The sequence below is a fragment of the Candidatus Paralachnospira sp. LCP21S3_A2 genome, assembly GCF_052118925.1.
Taxonomy (GTDB): domain Bacteria; phylum Bacillota; class Clostridia; order Lachnospirales; family Lachnospiraceae; genus Lientehia.
Genome location: NZ_JBQKGG010000003.1, coordinates 149,351 through 169,279, shown reverse-complemented (window position 1 = coordinate 169,279; position 19,929 = coordinate 149,351). Strand labels below are relative to the sequence as shown.

Annotated in this window: 15 protein-coding genes; 3 read left to right on the top strand and 12 right to left on the bottom strand. The window is 51.0% G+C overall.

Going from position 1 to position 19,929, the window contains the following annotated elements:
* Positions 1–74: 74 nt before the first annotated feature.
* The 5 genes from ACTQ3K_RS04075 to rpoB form a co-directional block, all read right to left on the bottom strand.
* Positions 75–1,451 (bottom strand): MATE family efflux transporter, encoded by a 1,377-nt coding sequence (locus ACTQ3K_RS04075; RefSeq protein ID WP_441565959.1) that lies wholly within the window; start codon positions 1,449–1,451, stop codon positions 75–77.
* An 87-nt stretch (positions 1,452–1,538) separates the two neighbouring features.
* On the bottom strand, positions 1,539–2,339 hold the full coding sequence (locus ACTQ3K_RS04070; protein WP_441565960.1) for an SDR family NAD(P)-dependent oxidoreductase: 801 nt from the start codon (positions 2,337–2,339) through the stop codon (positions 1,539–1,541).
* A 453-nt stretch (positions 2,340–2,792) separates the two neighbouring features.
* Complete coding sequence (locus ACTQ3K_RS04065) at positions 2,793–3,194, bottom strand: hypothetical protein (RefSeq protein WP_441565961.1); 402 nt, start codon at positions 3,192–3,194, stop codon at positions 2,793–2,795.
* A gap of 707 nt (positions 3,195–3,901) precedes the next feature.
* A complete protein-coding gene (gene rpoC, locus ACTQ3K_RS04060; protein ID WP_441565962.1) occupies positions 3,902–7,621 on the bottom strand; it encodes a DNA-directed RNA polymerase subunit beta' in 3,720 nt (1,239 codons plus the stop codon).
* A 44-nt stretch (positions 7,622–7,665) separates the two neighbouring features.
* The gene (rpoB, locus tag ACTQ3K_RS04055; RefSeq protein ID WP_441565963.1) at positions 7,666–11,538 is read right to left on the bottom strand and encodes a DNA-directed RNA polymerase subunit beta; all 3,873 of its coding nucleotides are present in this window, start codon (positions 11,536–11,538) and stop codon (positions 7,666–7,668) included.
* A gap of 264 nt (positions 11,539–11,802) precedes the next feature.
* Between rpoB and ACTQ3K_RS04050 the strand changes: the two genes are divergently transcribed.
* The 3 genes from ACTQ3K_RS04050 (at position 11,803) to ACTQ3K_RS04040 (ending at position 14,570) form a co-directional block, all read left to right on the top strand.
* A complete protein-coding gene (locus tag ACTQ3K_RS04050) occupies positions 11,803–12,261 on the top strand; it encodes a hypothetical protein (RefSeq protein ID WP_441565964.1) in 459 nt (152 codons plus the stop codon).
* Positions 12,262–12,371: 110 nt separating this feature from the next.
* Positions 12,372–13,739 carry an MATE family efflux transporter gene (locus ACTQ3K_RS04045; protein ID WP_441565965.1) on the top strand — a complete coding sequence of 456 codons (1,368 nt, stop codon included), beginning with the start codon at positions 12,372–12,374 and terminating at the stop codon, positions 13,737–13,739.
* Between the two features lie 45 nt (positions 13,740–13,784).
* On the top strand, positions 13,785–14,570 hold the full coding sequence (locus tag ACTQ3K_RS04040; RefSeq protein ID WP_441565966.1) for a ZIP family metal transporter: 786 nt from the start codon (positions 13,785–13,787) through the stop codon (positions 14,568–14,570).
* 85 nt (positions 14,571–14,655) lie between these two features.
* Here the strand turns inward: ACTQ3K_RS04040 and ACTQ3K_RS04035 are convergent, their stop codons facing one another.
* From ACTQ3K_RS04035 to ACTQ3K_RS04005, 7 genes are all read right to left on the bottom strand, one after another.
* Positions 14,656–15,366, bottom strand: a complete 711-nt coding sequence (locus tag ACTQ3K_RS04035; RefSeq protein ID WP_441565967.1) for a sulfite exporter TauE/SafE family protein — start codon at positions 15,364–15,366, stop codon at positions 14,656–14,658.
* Between the two features lie 80 nt (positions 15,367–15,446).
* Positions 15,447–15,647, bottom strand: coding sequence for a ubiquinone biosynthesis protein UbiE (locus ACTQ3K_RS04030; RefSeq protein WP_441565968.1), 201 nt, complete (start codon positions 15,645–15,647; stop codon positions 15,447–15,449).
* A gap of 88 nt (positions 15,648–15,735) precedes the next feature.
* Entirely contained in the window at positions 15,736–16,527 is a 792-nt protein-coding gene (locus ACTQ3K_RS04025) for a type I 3-dehydroquinate dehydratase (protein WP_441565969.1), read from the bottom strand.
* The gene (locus ACTQ3K_RS04020; protein ID WP_441565970.1) at positions 16,524–17,306 is read right to left on the bottom strand and encodes a shikimate dehydrogenase family protein; all 783 of its coding nucleotides are present in this window, start codon (positions 17,304–17,306) and stop codon (positions 16,524–16,526) included. The genes ACTQ3K_RS04025 and ACTQ3K_RS04020 overlap by 4 nt, the downstream gene beginning before the upstream one ends.
* Complete coding sequence (locus ACTQ3K_RS04015) at positions 17,291–17,827, bottom strand: shikimate kinase (RefSeq protein ID WP_441565971.1); 537 nt, start codon at positions 17,825–17,827, stop codon at positions 17,291–17,293. The genes ACTQ3K_RS04020 and ACTQ3K_RS04015 overlap by 16 nt, the downstream gene beginning before the upstream one ends.
* A complete protein-coding gene (locus tag ACTQ3K_RS04010) occupies positions 17,824–18,645 on the bottom strand; it encodes a hypothetical protein (RefSeq protein ID WP_441565972.1) in 822 nt (273 codons plus the stop codon). The genes ACTQ3K_RS04015 and ACTQ3K_RS04010 overlap by 4 nt, the downstream gene beginning before the upstream one ends.
* A 15-nt stretch (positions 18,646–18,660) precedes the next feature.
* Positions 18,661–19,917 carry a DUF5716 family protein gene (locus tag ACTQ3K_RS04005; RefSeq protein ID WP_441565973.1) on the bottom strand — a complete coding sequence of 419 codons (1,257 nt, stop codon included), beginning with the start codon at positions 19,915–19,917 and terminating at the stop codon, positions 18,661–18,663.
* Positions 19,918–19,929: the final 12 nt, after the last annotated feature.

The following is a 19,929-nucleotide window of genomic DNA, read 5'->3' as shown; positions in this document are numbered from 1 at the left end:
TTTATAAGAACCCATCACACTCAAAATGATTAGCAGTCCGGCAACGCAGGATATCAGGCCAATAAACAATTTTTTCATAAAGCCTCCCTCTCCAGTCCGTTGATGTACCTTGTAAATACAAGATAAGTCACTGTTACCGTGATCACATTGGACACGGGCTCTGCCAGGAACACGCCCATGACGCCCATAAAGAACGGGAACACCAGAACCAGCGGCACCAGTACGAAGATCTTCCGCATAAGTCCGAAGATCAGGGAATACTTGGCATTTCCCATGGCGATGAACATGTGCTGGTTCACCATCTGCATACCGATCACAAAGTTCATGCAGAACGCAATACGGATCGAGGTGGTACAGGCTGCCAGAAGTGCTCCATCATTGGTAAACAGTGCTGCCACCTGCCCGGGGAAGAGCATATAGACCAGCCACAGTGTCACCGAGCAGGTCAGAGAACAGATCCGGGCATAATGGATCGTTTTCTTCATACGGCCGTAATCAGAAGCACCCATACAGTAGCCCACAATGGGCTGTGCGCCCTGGGTAATTCCCTGAAGCGGCATGAAAAAGATCTGGGACATGCTGTAAACAATGGTCATGCAGCCAATATACAGATCTCCGGAGGCACTGTCCGGGCTCCAGTAGCGTAAAAGCAGATTGACCAGGATCTGAACCACACTCTCATTGAACAGAAAGATAAAAGTCGAAACACCGAGGGCGCAGATCTTTTTTGTATGGAACCAGCTGAGCGCCATGTTTTTGAACCTGATCCGTACCGAAAGCCGTCTGGAAAACACTAAAAGATACAGCACCCAGATGGCGGAAACGGTCTGGGAGATCAGCGTTGCCAGCGCGGCTCCGGCGATCCCCATGTGAAGCTTGTAAATAAAGATCGGATCCAGGATCAGATTTAAGAGCGCACCGATCACCACGGTCACAGTCCCGTAAAGAGCCTGCCCCTGGGCGTTCAGAAACGAATTCATTCCAAGGCTGATCATGACCGGGATCGTTCCCAGAACATATATTTTCAGATAGGAAGAGGCATAGGGAAGTGCCTCGGCGCTGGCGCCGAACAGACGCAGGATCGGATCACAGAACACATAGAATACCGCTGTCAGAACAGCGCCCAGAATCAGCAGGAGACTCAGAGAAAGTCCCTGGAGCTTCGCGGCTGTTTCGCGGTCGCTCTCCCCTAATTTTATAGAAAGAAGCGGTGCGCCGCCCCGGCCGATCAGATAGCTGAACGCCGAAATGATCTGAATGATGGGCATGGTAAGCCCCAGTCCCGCAAGGGCCGTCAAGCCGACGCCCTCCATGCGGCCGATGAAGATCCGGTCCACCATGCTGTACAACGCATTGACGATCTGGGCAATGGTGCCGGGAATTGCCAGCTTTAACAGGAGCGGCAGGATCTTTCCGCTTTTTAACTGCTCCTCCATGCTCGGTTTACTCATGATTGTTCCTCCAGGACAACAGCAGCCGGCAAATCCATGCCAGCTGCCATCTTTCTTTTCTTTCAGGATTTTCTGATCCCGCCTGTTTTACGCCTGCTCTGCTTTTGCCTTCTCGTCCCAGGAGTAGGTGGGATTTAAGGTCACGCTCCGTCCGCCGGATACCTCGATGGTGGTTCCGGTCATGTAGGATGCACCCTGTCCGCAGAGGAATACCACGGGAGCTGCGATTTCCTTCGGCTCTGCCACACGGTTTAACAGCGTGCCTCTTGCATTGTAGTCCAGCTCTGCCTGAGGGATCGTTGCCTTCACTGCGGGAGTTGCTGTAAAGCCGGGCATCACGCAGCAGACACGGACACCGTAAGCGGCATATTCACCGGCCAGGGTCTGGGTCAGGTTCACGATGGCGGCCTTCATGGGGCCGTACAGGGTACTTCTTCCGGCTGTGGGGCATCTCGCTGCCAGAGAACTGATGTTGACAATGGCACCGCCGCCCTGCTTCTTCATATAACGGAAGGCAGCCTGTCCGCCGAATACGGCAGATTTGAAGGTCACGCCGGTGATTAGCTCGATGTCGGCATCGGTGAACTCATCGCCCTCTTTGAATACGGTGATTCCCACATTGTTCACCCATGCATCAATCGTTCCGAACTTCGCAGCCACATGATCGGCGAAATCATACACCTGCTGCTCCTTGCTCACGTCCATGGCTTCATAATATACTTCGCCGAGAGCGCCAAGCTCCTCTGCCGCTTTCTTTAATTCCTCTTCCTTTCTTGCACAGATGGCAACCCTCGCGCCCTCCTGCAGAAACGCCTTTGCAATGGCATAACCGATTCCCTTGCTGCCGCCAAGTACCACGGCGGTTTTTCCCTTTAATCCAAGATCCATGAAAAGCTCCTCCTTTTTTACGCCTGCCGGCGCATTATTCGTTCCGGCCGGATATGCGGCTGCCCGTCATCCGACTCGTCATACTACTGTTATCATAGCACAGGTTTTCCGAACGGGCAATCTGCTATCGTGCTTAGTTTATCTGCCTTTTCGCGGCTCCACCCAGGCCAGCCAACCGGCACATTTACTAGTTGCCTCTGTCTGGCCCGGGCAGTGGATCCGCGAAGAAACACGAATATTAACAAGGAGTATCAATGATAACTAAATAAAAGAAGGTCAGAATTTCTTCCAGCCTTTCTCTCTTTTTATTAGCTTTGATTGTTAAAACTAATCTCAGCTAATTTAATAGCTATTGAATAACCCAATCTGTATATGCCAGATTAATAGATACTCCACGGTTTCCATGTCCATCATTATATAAATCTTATACGCTTCCTCATAACAACCTCCTAACTAATCTAAAGAATTAATGTACTGAAACAATTCATTTAACTTATCAAAAGGTACGGAATACGTTTTACACACAAAACCATCTATCACCAACAAGTCACCCAAAATGCGTAAACTCTTATTATCAGAATATTGAATCCATATTTTCCAACCTTTTCCTGGATCAGTCAATTTACAAGTGCCTTTTTCAAAAGAATTCAGCATGTTGCATATCGTTTCTATTTCATCTCTTTTTAATATTTTCTCTCGAATTTCCCCATCGCCTACCAAATAAGTTATCTTCATATTTTCTATTTGAGATGCTTCCAGAAAAAATGGTGTATGCTTCATTCTTATAACAAGAATTAATCCAATAGTCCCTATCAACACAACTACTATTAATATTGCAATCATCTTTTTTTTCATAATAATAGCCACCGCCTCTCCAAATTAATATTTAATTCCCATTGTATTCACCTCCTATAATCAATATATAACAATAATATATTTGTTCTATTATGATAACACATTTTTATTTTTTATGTCAATATATCTATATTTTCATTTTTATGTGACTGAATAGACCAATTAATATTATTAATTATCAAAAAACAAACCAACTTTTTATTTTCAGAATGTTCAGCTATTTGTATCACAATATATACCTAAAAATTTTATATCAAAATCGTTCAAATAAAAAGAAGGCCTCATTCTCCTTTCTCAATTGTAATCCTATTATATGATGTCGGGGTCAAAACCATAAATAACTTTTTTCTATTTCTATAGTACCTTGAAAAATTCATATTTTGTAGCATATTGCTGGACTTTTGAGGAAATATGTGGGATATTCTCTACTTTGTTTTATGCAAGTATCGGATTTTGGATATAGTTTCCCAAGCCCTTCACATAGTTGAAAAATTTTCGGAAATTCAATGCTGCTATTTTGGATCCGAAAAAGAACTTACCTCGCTAATGCATGATATATTAAATACCATGCTGCCATGGATCATAACATCCCCTGCGCAGCAAACATGCACGCTTCCGGCTGGTTGAAATCCTGCCCGCGTGCTCCAGAGCTCTACTATTTCGCGAACGAAGGGGAATCCAATTTCCTGGATTCCCCTTCGAATTCTTTATTCTTCAGTTGTATCTTCTTCAGCCACAGGAGCCTCTGCTTCTTCCGCTTCAGCAGTATCAGCCTCTGCTGTTTCTGCATCGGGGGCGTCTGCTTCGTGTTCCTCGGCCATGGAAAGCTCATCCATGCCGAAGTCTTCACCGAAATCCTCGGAGAGAACGATCTCATCATCGGGCTCTACATCGGTGTTCAGCTTTACGGAACGGTAACGCTTCATACCGGTTCCGGCCGGGATCAGCTTACCGATCAGTACGTTCTCCTTCAGACCGATCAGCGGATCGACCTTACCGTTGATGGCAGCCTCCGTCAGAACCTTTGTGGTCTCCTGGAAGGATGCTGCGGACAGGAAGGAGTTGGTTGCCAGGGAAGCCTTTGTGATACCAAGAAGGATCTGCTTGCCCTCTGCGGGACGCTTGCCCTCCTCGATCAGCTTCTCGTTCATCTCATCGAAGTCCAGAACCTCCATGGAGATGCCGGGCAGGATTCCGCTGTCGCCGCTGTTTTCGATGCGAATCTTCTTTAACATCTGGCGAACGATAACCTCAACGTGCTTGTCGTTGATTTCCACACCCTGGAGACGGTATACACGCTGTACTTCCTGGAGCATATAATCCTGTACGGCGCGGACGCCCTTGATCTTCAGGATATCGTGAGGATTGATACTACCTTCGGTCAGCTCATCACCGGCCTCCAGTACCTGACCGTCAAGGACCTTGATTCTGGATCCGTAAGGGATCAGATAAGTCTTGGAATTTCCGGTCTCGTTGTCGGTAACAACGATCTCACGCTTCTTCTTTGTATCTTTGATCGCGACTGTGCCGCCGAACTCTGCGATAATGGCAAGGCCCTTGGGCTTTCTTGCCTCAAAAAGCTCCTCCACACGGGGAAGACCCTGTGTGATATCGTTACCGGCCACACCGCCGGTATGGAAGGTTCTCATAGTAAGCTGTGTACCGGGCTCACCGATGGACTGCGCCGCGATGATGCCGACAGCCTCACCAACCTGGACCGGCTGGCCGGTTGCCATGTTGGCACCGTAGCACTTTGCACATACACCAAGATGGGACTTACAGCTTAAAATGGTACGGATCTTCACGGACTTGCGTCCAAGCTTATCCAGCACCTTCATGGCTGCGGCAGCCAGCTTCGGTGTACACATCTGGTTTGCCTTCACCACTACCTCGCCGGTGTCGGGATCGACGATATCCTCAGCGATGAAACGCCCTGTCAGACGCTCCTCCAGGCTCTCGATAACCTCACGGCCGTCGGTAAATGCGCTGATCTCCATGTAGGGGATCGCTTTTCCGGCGCAGCAGTCATCATCACGGATGATCAGATCCTGAGATACGTCTACCAGACGTCTTGTCAGGTAACCGGAGTCAGCGGTACGGAGAGCTGTATCGGACAGACCCTTTCTTGCACCATGAGCGGAGATGAAGTACTCCAGTACGTCCAGACCTTCTCGGAAGTTGGACTTGATGGGCAGCTCGATGGTACGGCCGGTTGTATCAGCCATCAGGCCACGCATGCCGGCAAGCTGTTTGATCTGCTTATCGGAACCACGGGCACCGGAATCTGCCATCATGAAGATGTTATTATATTTATCAAGGCCGGACAGCAGATCGTGTGTCAAGATTTCATCGGTCTTCTTCCAGGTCTCAACAACTTCCTTGTAACGCTCCTCCTCGGTTACAAGACCGCGGCGGAAGTTCTTTGCAATCCGGTCAACCGTTGCCTGTGCGTCAGAGATCAGCTGCTTCTTTGTCGCAGGTACGGTCATATCGGAAATGGATACAGTCATGGCTGCTCTTGTGGAGTACTTGTAGCCCATGGCCTTGATCGCATCGAGCGTCTCGGCTGTCTTGATGGGGCCGTGGGTATTGATGACCTTCTCAAGGATCTGCTTCAGGCCCTTCTTTCCTACATGGAAATCGATCTCCAGCTTGAACTCGTTCTCCGGATCGCTCCGGTCTACAAATCCAAGATCCTGAGGAATGATCTCATTAAAGAGGAACCGGCCTACGGTGGATTCTACCACACCACTCTTTACGCTACCGTCTTCCATCGTCTTGCTCACTCTCACCTTTACACGGGAGTGAAGAGTAACAGCCTTATTTTCATAAGCGAGGATCGCTTCATTAATGCTCTTGAATACCATGCCTTCGCCCACAGATCCGGGACGCTCCTGGGTCAGATAGTAAATACCAAGAACCATATCCTGGGACGGAACGGCAACGGGGCCGCCATCGGAGGGCTTTAACAGGTTATTCGGTGACAGCAGCATAAACCGGCACTCTGCCTGTGCTTCTACAGACAGGGGCAGATGGACAGCCATCTGGTCACCGTCAAAGTCTGCGTTGAACGCGGTACAAACCAGGGGGTGAAGCTTGATTGCCTTACCTTCTACCAGGATCGGCTCGAAAGCCTGGATACCAAGACGATGCAGAGTTGGTGCACGGTTTAACATAACCGGATGCTCCTTAATAACATCTTCCAGAATATCCCATACTTCAGTCTGAAGACGCTCCACCATCTTCTTGGCACTCTTGATGTTGTGGGTGATGCCTCTGGCAACCAGCTCCTTCATAACGAAGGGCTTGAATAATTCGATTGCCATTTCCTTCGGCAGACCGCACTGATAGATCTTTAACTCGGGGCCTACAACGATAACGGAACGGCCGGAGTAGTCTACACGCTTTCCTAACAGGTTCTGGCGGAAACGTCCCTGCTTACCCTTTAACATATCAGAAAGAGACTTTAACGGACGGTTTCCGGGGCCGGTTACGGGACGGCCTCTTCTGCCGTTGTCGATGAGCGCATCGACAGCTTCCTGGAGCATACGCTTCTCGTTGCGGACGATGATGTCCGGAGCGCCTAACTCCAGCAGTCTTGCCAGACGGTTGTTTCGGTTGATGATCCGACGGTACAGGTCATTCAAATCGGAGGTTGCAAAACGACCGCCGTCCAGCTGTACCATAGGACGCAGATCCGGCGGAATGACCGGGATCACATCCATAACCATCCATTCGGGCTTGTTGCCGGAGGCACGGAAGGCCTCGACAACCTCCAGACGCTTGATGATTCTTGCCCGCTTCTGTCCGCTGGCATCTTTCAGTGCATTCTTTAATTCTTCGGAATCCTTCTCCAGGTCGATGGCCTTTAACAGCTCCTGGATTGCCTCGGCACCCATGCCGACACGGAAGGTATTTCCGTATTTATCGTATGCTTCCCGGTATTCCTTCTCGGAAAGCACCTGCTTGTACTGGAGATCGGAGGTTCCCTTATCCAGTACAATATAAGATGCGAAGTAAAGGACTTTCTCCAGGGTTCTGGGGGACAGATCCAGGATCAGTCCCATCCGGCTGGGGATTCCCTTGAAATACCAGATATGAGATACCGGCGCAGCCAGGGCGATATGGCCCATACGCTCACGGCGGACACTGGACTTTGTTACCTCAACGCCGCAGCGGTCGCAGATAACGCCCTTATATCTGATCTTTTTATATTTCCCACAATGGCACTCCCAGTCCTTGCTGGGCCCGAAAATACGCTCGCAGTACAGACCGTCCTTCTCCGGCTTTAAGGTTCTGTAGTTAATGGTCTCCGGCTTTTTAACCTCGCCATGGGACCACTCCAGGATCTTTTCCGGGGAAGCCAGACCGATCTTGATCGCGTCAAAGGTCAACGGCTGATAGGTTTCATTCGTTGTTTCAGGCATGAGTGGTTCTCCCTTCTAAATCTATATCCATTCAGTTTCCGGTATTACTCTGCGTCATCGTCAGAATCCTCGGTATAATCATCATTTACATAATCATCATCCGCATCCTCTGTCTTTTCGCCTTCTGCGCTCACCAGCTCACCATCGCTGCTGAACTCCTGCTTCTGATAGCCCATGTCACCATAGGACTCTTCATAGTTATTGAATACCCGGTCACTGTTGATAAGCGCATTGATATCGGTATTGCCGTAATCGGTATCCTCGGCGATCTCCACTTCCTCGCCTTCCTCATCCAGCAGACGTACATCGAGGCCAAGGGACTGAAGCTCTTTTAACAGTACCTTAAAGGACTCGGGAACACCGGGAGTCGGAATATTTTCGCCCTTGATGATGGCTTCGTAGGTCTTTACACGGCCCACAACATCATCGGACTTGGAGGTTAAGATTTCCTGCAGTGTGTAAGCCGCACCGTATGCCTCCAGTGCCCATACCTCCATCTCACCGAAACGCTGGCCGCCGAACTGGGCTTTTCCGCCGAGAGGCTGCTGGGTTACCAGGGAGTAAGGGCCGGTGGAACGCGCATGGATCTTATCATCTACCAGATGATGCAGCTTCAGGTAGTGCATGTGTCCGATGGTTACCGGACTGTCGAAGAATTCGCCGGTCCGTCCGTCACGAAGACGAACCTTGCCGTCTCTGCGGATCGGAACGCCCTTCCAGAGTTCTCTGTGATCCTTGTTCTCTTCCAGGAATTCCATAACGCCGGGCTTTAACTCGCCGTCATATTTCTTCTTGAATTCGTCCCATTCCATATTGACATAATCGTTTGCCAGATCAAGGGTTCCCATGATGTCATCCTCGTCTGCACCGTCAAATACAGGAGTGGATACGTTGAAGCCAAGGGCCTTTGCAGCCAGAGACAGATGGATCTCCAGCACCTGTCCGATATTCATACGGGAAGGCACGCCCAGAGGATTCAGAACGATATCCAGCGGACGACCGTTGGGCAGGAACGGCATATCCTCTACGGGAAGTACACGGGAAACAACACCCTTGTTTCCGTGACGGCCTGCCATCTTGTCACCGACAGAAATCTTTCTCTTCTGTGCAATATAAATGCGAACCTTCTGATTTACGCCGGGAGCCAGCTCATCGCCGTTCTCTCTGGTGAAGATCTTGGCATCCACAACGATACCGTAAGCACCGTGAGGTACCTTTAAAGAGGTATCACGAACCTCTCTTGCCTTCTCACCGAAGATTGCGCGGAGCAGACGCTCCTCAGCTGTCAGCTCAGTTTCACCCTTGGGAGTTACCTTGCCGACCAGAATATCTCCGGCACGGACCTCGGCACCGATCCGGATGATACCGCGCTCATCAAGATCCTTCAGTGCGTCCTCACCGACACCGGGAACATCTCTTGTGATCTCCTCCGGTCCCAGCTTGGTATCACGGGATTCGGACTCATATTCTTCAATATGAACGGAGGTATATACATCATCCTGAACAAGGCGTTCGCTTAAGAGAACCGCATCCTCGTAATTGTAGCCTTCCCAGGTCATAAAACCGATCAACGGGTTCTTGCCCAGTGCGATCTCGCCGTCCTTCGTGGAAGGACCGTCCGCGATCACCTCACCCTTTTCTACGTGGTCACCCTTGTAGACAATGGGCTTCTGGTTGTAGCAGTTGCTCTGGTTGCTTCTGGAGAATTTGGTCAGATGATATACATCCTTTTCTCCTTTATCCGTACGGATAATGATCTCATTGGAAGCGGAGCGTTCTACCACACCGGCATTTCTGGCCACCACGCATACGCCGGAGTCGACGGCAGCCTTTGCCTCGATACCGGTTCCTACTACAGGAGCCTCTGTGGACAGAAGCGGTACAGCCTGGCGCTGCATGTTTGATCCCATCAGCGCACGGTTCGCATCATCGTTCTGCAGGAACGGGATCATGGCAGTTGCCACGGAGAATACCATTCTCGGAGATACGTCCATCAGATCGATCTTCTGCTTCTGGAATTCGGATGTTTCCTCACGGAAACGGCCTGATACGTTATTTCTGATGAAATGGCCTTCCTCATCCAGTGCTTCGTTTGCCTGCGCTACAATATAATTATCCTCTTCATCTGCGGTCAGATATACAACCTCGTCCGTAACCACCGGGTTCTTGGGGTCGGTTGTACGGTCAACCACACGGTAAGGAGCCTCAACAAAGCCGTACTGGTTCACTCTTGCATAGCTTGCAAGGGAGTTGATCAGACCGATGTTGGGACCTTCTGGTGTCTCGATGGGGCACATTCTTCCGTAATGGGTATAATGAACGTCTCGCACCTCGAAACCGGCTCGCTCTCTGGACAGACCGCCAGGGCCTAAGGCAGAAAGACGACGCTTGTGGGTCAGCTCAGCCAGCGGGTTGTTCTGATCCATAAACTGGGACAGCTGGGAGCTTCCGAAGAATTCCTTCACAGCCGCCGTTACCGGCTTGATATTGATCAAGGACTGAGGCGTAATTCCCTCAATGTCCTGTGTTGTCATACGTTCACGTACCACACGTTCCATTCTGGAAAGACCGATACGGTACTGGTTCTGGAGCAGTTCTCCGACCGCACGGATACGGCGGTTGCCCAGATGATCGATATCATCATCGTTTCCAACGCCCCATTCCAGATGCATATTATAGTTAATGGATGCGAAGATATCTTCTCTTGTGATATGCTTCGGGATCAGCTCATGAATGGACTTGTGAACTGCTTCCTTTAATTCTTCCTCGGAAGCATCTGCATGTTCCTCCAGGAGCTGTTTCAGCACCGGATAGAACACAGCCTCCGTCACACCTGCTTCTGCCGGATCAAAGTCAACATACTCAGCCATATCAACCATCAGGTTCGACAGTACCTTGACCCTGCTTCTCGTTTCTGTTTCAACAAACACATAGGGTACTGCTGCATTCTGGATCTCGACTGCCAGTTCTTTTGTTACCTTTTCTCCGCCCGCTGCGATGATCTCACCGGTCTCGGTATTTACCACGTCCTCTGCCAGGATCTGTCCGGTGATCCGGTTTTTAAGGTGAAGCTTCTTATTAAACTTATAACGTCCTACCTTTGCCAGATCATATCTTCTGGGATCAAAGAACATACTCTTTAACAGGCTTTCGGCGCTGTCCACGGAAAGCGGTTCGCCGGGACGGATCTTCTTATATAACTCCAGGAGGCCGTCTTCATAATTATCAGACGTATCCTTTAAGATACTCGCCTCGATCTTCGGCTCATCACCGAACAGCTCGCGGATCTCCGCATTTGTTCCCACACCGAGAGCACGGATCAGAACGGTTACGGGAACCTTTCTCGTCCGGTCCACACGGGCGAAGAACACATCGTTGGAATCCGTTTCATATTCCAGCCATGCACCGCGGTTAGGGATTACCGTACAGGAGTAAAGGGTCTTTCCTACCTTATCGTGTGCGATTCCGTAATAGATACCGGGAGAACGGACCAGCTGGCTTACGATTACACGCTCCGCACCATTGATCACAAAAGAGCCTGTATCTGTCATTAACGGAAGATCGCCCATAAAAATTTCATGTTCACTGATCTCGTCCGTTTCCTTATTGATCAGACGTACACGCACCTTTAAAGGAGCCGCATAGGTCGCATCACGTTCCTTGCACTCCTCAATGGTATATTTGGTATCGTTCTTACATAAGGTAAAATCAACAAACTCCAGACTCAGATGTCCGGCAAAGTCTGCGATGGGAGAAATATCCTCCAGAACTTCCTTCAGCCCCTGGTCCAGGAACCACTGATAGGAGTCCTTCTGGATCTCAATCAGATTGGGCATCTCAAGAACTTCTTTCTGTCTTGCGAAGCTCATCCTCATGCTCTTGCCGGCTTTCACCGGGCGTATTCTGCAATTTTCCATTGACCTTTCACCCCTGTTTTCTTTATAATCAACTATAAGCTATCCATTTTTAACACTTGATCCCAGGGCACATGAGACCACAATAGTGCACATTCCATCTTAACACCTCAATGTCAAGCTGTCAATGAGTTTTTTCCTTATATTTACTGTTTTTTGCAAAAAGCCCGGTAGAAAACTCCAGTTTTGGTGTTTCCGGTGCTTGCAACCTGTCCCAAATAATGGTATAATGTAAAATGCACGAAAAAATTTCAGGAGGGTACCCCCATGCCTTTATGGTTAACGATTATTCTTATTATCCTGGCAGTCGTTGCCGCCATTCTCGTTGTTCTTTACTTTGTCGGCACCAAGCTCCAGAAAAAACAGGCAGAACAGCAGTCCATGATGGAGGCCATGGCTCAAACGGTGTCCATGCTGGTCATCGATAAAAAGCGGATGAAGCTGAAGGATGCCGGTTTTCCCCCGATGGTTTACGAACAGACCCCCAAATATCTCCGCCGCGCCAAGGTTCCTGTGGTAAAGGCAAAGGTCGGCCCCAGGATCATGACTCTGATGTGTGATGAAAAGGTATTTGCGGTTCTTCCCGTAAAGCAGGAGGCAAAGGTCGTTGTCAGCGGTATCTACATAACCGCGATCAAGAGTGTCCGCGGTTCCGGCATCACACCGCCGCCGTCCAAGAAAAAGAAAAAGGACAGAAAAGCGGACAAGCAGACCGCAAAGAAATAAAAACAAGTTCACAGCTTCGCCGATAAGGCTATATATTTTCTCTGTTTTCTGATTCAAAACAGCGGGAATATATAGCCTCTTTCTTTTGCAGCTCTTCAGGAGGATTTTTTATGAACCAGAATACGAACCAGAATACATCCCTGGGAACGGGAAGCATGTTCCCTCTTCTTATTAAAATGGCGGTTCCGCCGATGATCTCCATGCTGATCCAGTCTCTGTACAACATCGTGGACAGCATCTTCGTTGCCCGGTTAAGCAGCAACGCACTCTCCGCTGTTTCCATCATCTTCCCGATCCAGAATCTTTCCCTTGCCCTGGCAGTGGGAACCGGTGTCGGCCTGAATTCCTATATTGCAAGAAACATGGGCGCCGGAAACCAGCAGGCCGCCGATGACACGCCGGCCATCGGCATGATCCTTACCGGAATCCATTATGTGATCCTGGCCGTTCTCACCAGCCTTCTGATTCCTGCCTTTGTCAGCATGTATACAGAGGACAGTCAGATCCGTTCCATGTGCTACCAGTACGGCTACATTGTCATGCTGTTCTCCTTCGGCCAGCTTTTTCACATCACTGCGGAAAAGATCCTGCAGGCCACCGGCCACATGACCGCGCCCCTGGTCCTTGTGGGAATCGGCTGCGCCATCAATGTGGTTCTTGACCCGATCATGATCTTCGGTCTTTTGGGCTTTCCCGCCATGGGCGTTGCCGGAGCTGCTGCCGCAACCGTTATCGGCCAGATTATTTCCGGTTCCATCGGTATCCTCATGGTAGCCAGAGGCCGCGCCGGTCTTCCCCTGAAAAAGCCCCGCAGAGACATGATCACCGGACCGATCTTAAAGCAGATCTACGGTGTTGCCATTCCGTCCTCCATGATCATGGCACTTCCCTCTGTCCTGGTGGCCGGACTCAACGGAATCCTTTCCGGATTTTCTGCCATGGCAGTGACCGTATTCGGCGTCTATTACAAGCTTCAGACCTTTGTTTACATGCCTGTCAACGGACTGGTTCAGGGGATCCGTCCCATCATCGCCTTCAACTACGGTGCCGGAAACGTAAAACGGGAATCCGATGCGATCCGTCAGTCCCTGCTGATCTCTGCCGTGATCATGACCATGGGCCTGATTCTTTCCCAGCTCATTCCGCTTCCGGTTTTGAAAATCTTCAATTCCGATCCGGACATGCTTTCTCTGGGCGAACGGGCTCTCCGGATCATCAGCCTGGGCTTCCTGCCCTCGGCGCTCAGCATCATCACCTCCGCCGTGTTTGAATCCATCGGCAAGGGACTTCCCAGCCTTCTGGTGACGCTGTTCCGCCAGCTGGTCATCGTCCTGCCGCTGGCCTTTCTCTTCTCCGGGCTGTTCGGGCTTTCCGGCGTCTGGGCGGCTCTTCCCGCCGCAGAGCTCTGCACGGCAGTCTATTCCGCGGCGGTATTATTGCGTGAATTAAGGATACAGAAGAAACAATTCGAAGACTAAAACCCTTTTACTTCCTGCGGCATATAATAACCCAGGAGGTGCAATATGGATCAATTTGTTCTTATGGCACTGATTGCATCGCTGGGAACGTGGTTTATCACGGCGCTCGGCGCTGCGACCATTGCCTTTTTTAAATCCCCCAATCCGACAGCCTTAAATGTCATGCTGGGGTTCGCGTCCGGCGTCATGATCGCTGCCAGCTTCTGGTCTCTGCTGCAGCCTGCCATTGAACGGGCCGAGGCCGCTGGCGGTACTCCTGCCTGGCTGGTTGCTACTGCCGGCTTTCTCTTCGGCGCCCTGTTCATGTGGGCTTCCGATAAAGCCGTCAGCGTTTCCAGACTGCGGATCGGCTCCGGCAATCTGAAGCGGATCATTATGCTGGTGCTTTCCATTACGCTCCACAATATTCCCGAAGGGCTTGCCATCGGTGTCGCCTTCGGCGCATTAAAAAACAGCAGCACATCACCGGAAAGCCTGATGGCTGCTGTCTCCATTGCTCTTGGTATCGGTCTCCAGAATTTCCCTGAGGGTGCCGCAGTTTCCTTTCCTCTGAGACGGGAAGGCTTTTCCAGACGAAAAAGCTTTCTCATCGGTCAGGCATCCGGCCTGGTGGAGCCCATTGCGGCAATCATCGGCGCAATCCTCGTGGTCTATGTGGAAGCCATTCTTCCCTATGCCCTGTCCTTTGCCGCCGGCTCCATGATCCTTGTGGTCGTTCATGAGCTGATCCCCGAATGTCAGCAGAACCGCGGTGCCCGCCCCTATACCGCCACTCTGGGGATCGTTGCCGGATTCGCTGTGATGATGCTGTTAGATGTTATGCTGGGGTAGACATTTATTTGCAAAGCACCGAAATCCTATCCTGTTTCTTTCGGTGAATCCTATGTTTCATAAAATCTCGATGCTCCATGTTTTCCTACAGATTTTTCACGATCAGTGACAGTCCCGATACGATCAGCAGAACCGCCATGACGGTCTTTGCATGCTTCTCATTGAGCTTCCTGCTGCTGATGATACCCAAAGCCAACCCTACGAACGCAATGGGCAGAAGCCATAATACCTGCTTCACGGTTGAAAGGGTGATCAGTCCCAGGCATAAATACAGGATCACCCGGAAGGTATTTTCCACCAGAAACACCGCACAGATATTGGCCTTAAATGCCTCGCTGTCATCGGTTACGCGATTGATATACGCCGCCAGAAGCGCTCCGACACCAAACAGTCCGCAGAGCAGTCCGGCCGCCATACCGATGATACCCATAACAATTTTAGAGGAACGCATGGTTCCCTTTTTCCGCCACAGATTCTCCAGCCCCATGAACACCACGACCACTCCGAACAGAAGCTTCAGAACATGAGCATCCAGATTTTTTAAAAGAAACGCCCCCGGAATACTTCCCGCCAGCACCAGCACTGACAGCGTCAGACAAACTCTCCGGTCCAGCTTCTTCCGGTTTTTCCAGGTCATGATCCCGTTCATGGGATAACACAGCAGAAGATCCACCGGCGAAATATCGGCATTATCCGTTCCAAAGCTCAGGATCGTTGTCAGCACCAGCGTATTGGCAAAGCCGCACAGCCCCTTGATAAAATAAGCCGCCAGCACAGCCAGAATCCATAACCACATAAGAATCCCCTTATTTCATACTCCTATTTACTCCATTCTGCCGAAGCCACTGTTCCAGCTCCGGCCCGGCCTGCCGGTCATCATTTGTTATACTCCTCCATCAGATCTCCTGCCTGTTTCATCAGCACGCAGGTCTCTGTATGGGGACAGGCTCCGTAATCGCAGTCTGCTTCGGCAAGACACAGCCTTCCGTCCTGCACCTCGAACTCGCAGAACACCGAGCGGGTCTCGTTCAGTGTTTTGCAGAACCCGTTAAATACGGCTTCTTCGATCTCTTCCATGCTTTATTCTCCTTTTTGCACATCATCCCCGGCAGATCTGCGGAACAATCCATTTTCTGATTTCCGTCCGTTCCGTTTAGCCCGCAGATTATAAGATTTCCAGGATCTCCGACAGCGTTCCGGCGGGAAGCTGCCCCGGTGCGGAAGCTCGCCCGGCACTTCCGAAGGTCATGCAGGAACCGGTCAGGCGGCCGCTTACACGGCTGATCACGCCCATGGCTCCCATGGACATGGTAATGACCGGACAGGATACGGTGTCCGCCGCTTCCCTGGTTGCCGCAAGCAGCGCCAGTACATCCTTCTCCGATTTCGGCATGACTGCCAGTTTGGCGATCCCTGCTCCCAGCCGCTCCATGGTACGAAGCCGAAGCAGCAGTTCTTCCGGCTCCGGCGTTTTCCGGAAATCATGACTGGAGAGGATCACCGGCACGCCATGCATACGGGCTGTTTCCAGAAAGCCCGGAAGCGGCCCTTCCTCCGGCCCCGGTGCCGACGCTCCTTTCAGAAAGCGTTCCTTACAGCCGGTAAACAATTCAAAATCCACAAGGTCACAGAGTCCCGTGGAAACAGCATGCTCACAGATCTCCAGATAGTCCTTCTCTGAAAGCTCCCTTGCGCCGCCTTCATGGTGCGTGCGGAACGTAAATAAGAGAACCGACTCCGGTAAAAGCTCCCGAAGACTTCTTAACACCGCCTCTGTTTTTCCGTGATCCGTAATTTCCCTGTAATGATCGGCACGCCACTCTACCACCTGATGGGGCAGAGTTTTGACCAGCGCTGTCTCCGAAACGATCTCTTCTTCCGTTTTTCCCGTGATGGGAATACAGATCTTCGGCATTCCCTCTCCAAAAGAAACATTCTTCACCTTTAACGGCTTCATTTCTGTTCCTCCGCTCCGTACATCTGATCAGCGATTTCTTTCGTGATCACCGGGATCACTGCATCATCCAGCGTCGTTTCCAGGAAAAGCTCGCAGGCATACTTTGCCTGGGCAACCAGCATGGTAAGACCGGTCACGCCCTTCATGCCCAGGCCCTTCGCCTGAGCCGTCAGCTTCGTTTCTCCCGGATTATAGATCACATCCAGAACTGCCTCACAGGCTTTAAACGGTGTCAGATCCAGGGGCGATGCATCCATGTTGGGAAACATGCCGACCGGTGTGGTATTGACGATCACGGATGCGTCCGAATGCTCCGCCACACAGGCTTCATAGGTCACAGCACCGTTCTTTCCCGTCCTGCTCACCGAAATCACCGGATCTGCTCCCAGCTTTTTCAGAACCGCAAGAACCGCATTGGACGCACCGCCGGTTCCGAGCACCAGTGCCTTCTTTCCGAAAACCTCCACACCGCTCTCCCGAACCATGTAGGCAAACCCGGAAAAATCTGTATTATGGCCGATAAGCCGGCCCTCTTTATTCACAATCGTATTGACCGCACCGATAGCTGCCGCGTTATCATCCAGCTCATCGAGATACGGGATTACCTCTTTTTTATAAGGGATCGTCACATTGATTGCCTTAAAGGCACGCTGTTCCATAAAAACCGGAAATTTCTCCCGGCTCAGCGGACAAAGGTCATACGTATAATCCGCCAGTTTTTCATGGATCAGTTTGGAATAACTATGCCCAAGCTTCTCCCCGATCAGTCCGTATTCCATAAGTTATCCTTTCCGCAGACCCATTCTGCCTTTTGAGCAATCTCCTCGGCGATCTCCCGGGGAGTTCTTCCGTCCGTTGCCACCGAAAAGCTTGCCGCCGACTCATAGGCCGGACGACGCTTCTCCATCAGCTCGCTGATCCCTTCAACACTCATGCGGCCCTTTAATACCGGCCGGTCCTGTCCGTTTTTCACCCGGCCGTAAACCGTTTCCGGTTCTGCCGTCAGAAGCACGATCACGCCGTTTTTCTTTAAGGCCTCCACGTTTTCCGGGCGAAGCACTGCTCCGCCTCCGCAGGATAAGATCCTTCCATCCTGGTTTCCCAGCGTTTTTACCGCTGCCGTTTCCAGATCACGGAATGCCTTCTCTCCGTCCGTCTCAAAAATCTCCGGAATCCGCCGGCCTTCCTGTTCCTCGATCCAACGGTCAATGTCAATTTCCTCCGCGCCGAGATGCTTACTTAAAGCGTGGGAAACGGTTGTTTTTCCCACGCCCATAAATCCGATCAATGCAATATTCATACTCTTGTCATCTCCCTGTATTCCTGCTTCCAGGTTTTCAGAAGTCTCTGGATCCCGGCTTTTCTCCGGATCGAATCCGTCTCCCAGAGAGCTCCGACCTCCTTTGCATTCCCGGAATAGCGCAGATGGGTGCAGAATGTTTCATATTCTTCCTTCCACTTCATCTGCTGCTCTGCTGACACCGCTGTTTTTATGGCCGACGGCAGCTCCAGCTCCGGCTCCATCTGGCATAGCAGAAAGATTTCCTTTAACAGACTCTCCTGCTCCAGATTCTCGTAGGCCTGTTCCAGGCACGACAGTGCCCGCGGACCGTCAAACAGACCGATACAGGCCATTCCCTTATTATGATACAGTGCTCCCATAAACTCTCTGGTCATGCCGCCGTCCGGCTCTCCTGCCTCAATCTGATCATACGCACGGATTGCCGCCTCATATTTCCGCGTTTCAAGAAGATAGTCTGCTTTCTTTTTTGCCCGCTCCGACGGTCTTGCTTTCTTTAACCATTCAAGCTGTGCCCGGAAGGCTGCCAGCTCTGTTTCATTATAATAATGAACGTCCTGAAGGATCATATAAAGCACCTGGGACAGATCTGCCTCCTCGGCGATCCATCGCCGGATCTTTGCTTCCAGACCGGAAAGGCCGAGTCCCGTTCCGATAAACTCCAGAAGCTCCTCATCTACAAAATCCGGTTCCAGCAGAAACACATAATGATAAATGTAATAACACAGCTCCTCCGCCGAGTAAAGGGAGATCCCAAGCTCCGGCACCGGATAAGGCTTCTTCGCTTTCCCGTCCCTGCATAATAATAATCCGCTCATAACTGCCCCTTTTATTTATATCTGAAAATCCTGCCGGATCATTTTTCCCGTCTCCGGAAAAAAGTCTCCGAATCCGCGGTCAATGACCCGGATACTGATCTTTGATTCACTGGAAAACGCGGCGATCACTTCCACCCTTGTTGTCTTGTTCGGTCTCGCCGGAAACTCATCCAGCTGGATCTGAAGCCGTCCGCTCCGTCCCGTTTTCGCCGGTGTCACCGTAAACTCCAGCACGTTTGTATCATCCAGAATAAACGAAGCCGATGCCTTCGCCTCATACCAGTCACTTCCGGCCGGTGCCAGAACCAGCTCCCGTTCTCTGCCCTCATGGTACACCTGCATGCTTACCGTAGATGCAAGCCTTCCCTCGCACAGGCAGATATACGGATACGGATTCTCCGCCAGCGTCCGGTCGTATGCCATCCGTGCCGCCCCTTTTGCAAACAGGCCCGTTCCTGCAAACACTCGCCGCTTATTGCAGACAAACCGGAGAAATCCCGGCGCCCAGTCGGTACTTTCAAAGCCCTTTCCGGTTAAAAACACGGAAGTCATGACCTTCCGCTGCAGCAGACGTTCCGCACAGGAGGATAAGATCGTGTCTCCCAGCTTCTTCCCGGCGCTCGTCTCCAGGATCTCCAGGCTGAAGCCCTCCTCCAGCTCCTCATGCTGCACCTCGACCACCTGAGGCTTCCGGCCTCTGGTCACGCCGAATTCATAATAATGAAGCCCGTTTTCCGACAGGTCGAACAGACAGGACTGGTTGATCCACAGCTCTTTTTTCTGGCTCAGTACATAAAACAGATATGCCTCCGCATGATTGGCCATATGGACCTGTTCCCTTGGGATCTGAAGCTCATCCGTCACCGTCATGGCCATTTCCATAAGCGCACTGTCTTTTTTCTGGAAGGAAAAGACCACCGTCCCGATCTCCTCCTTCGGCTTTCTGGCAAGAGGAAGCTCCAGAATCTGGCGGATAAAGATCTTCATAAGATCCTCCGCTGTATACCGGATGCCCTCAATGGTCGCTGTTCCGCCTTTTTTCGCCAGCTTCACCAGCTTGTCCACCATAGTACCCTTTCCGTAAAGGGCGCAGCGGTATGCCTCCTCGCCGATGAACCAGGAATCCGCTCCTTTTTCTTTACAGACCACCGTCGGTACCATGGAAGAAGCTTCCTCCTCCGTCAGGCCGATACTCTCCGCCTCCATGGTACGCGGATCATAACAGGCGACCTGTGTATAATCATCACAAATATCGATTCCTACTCGCAGCATTTATCCACCTCA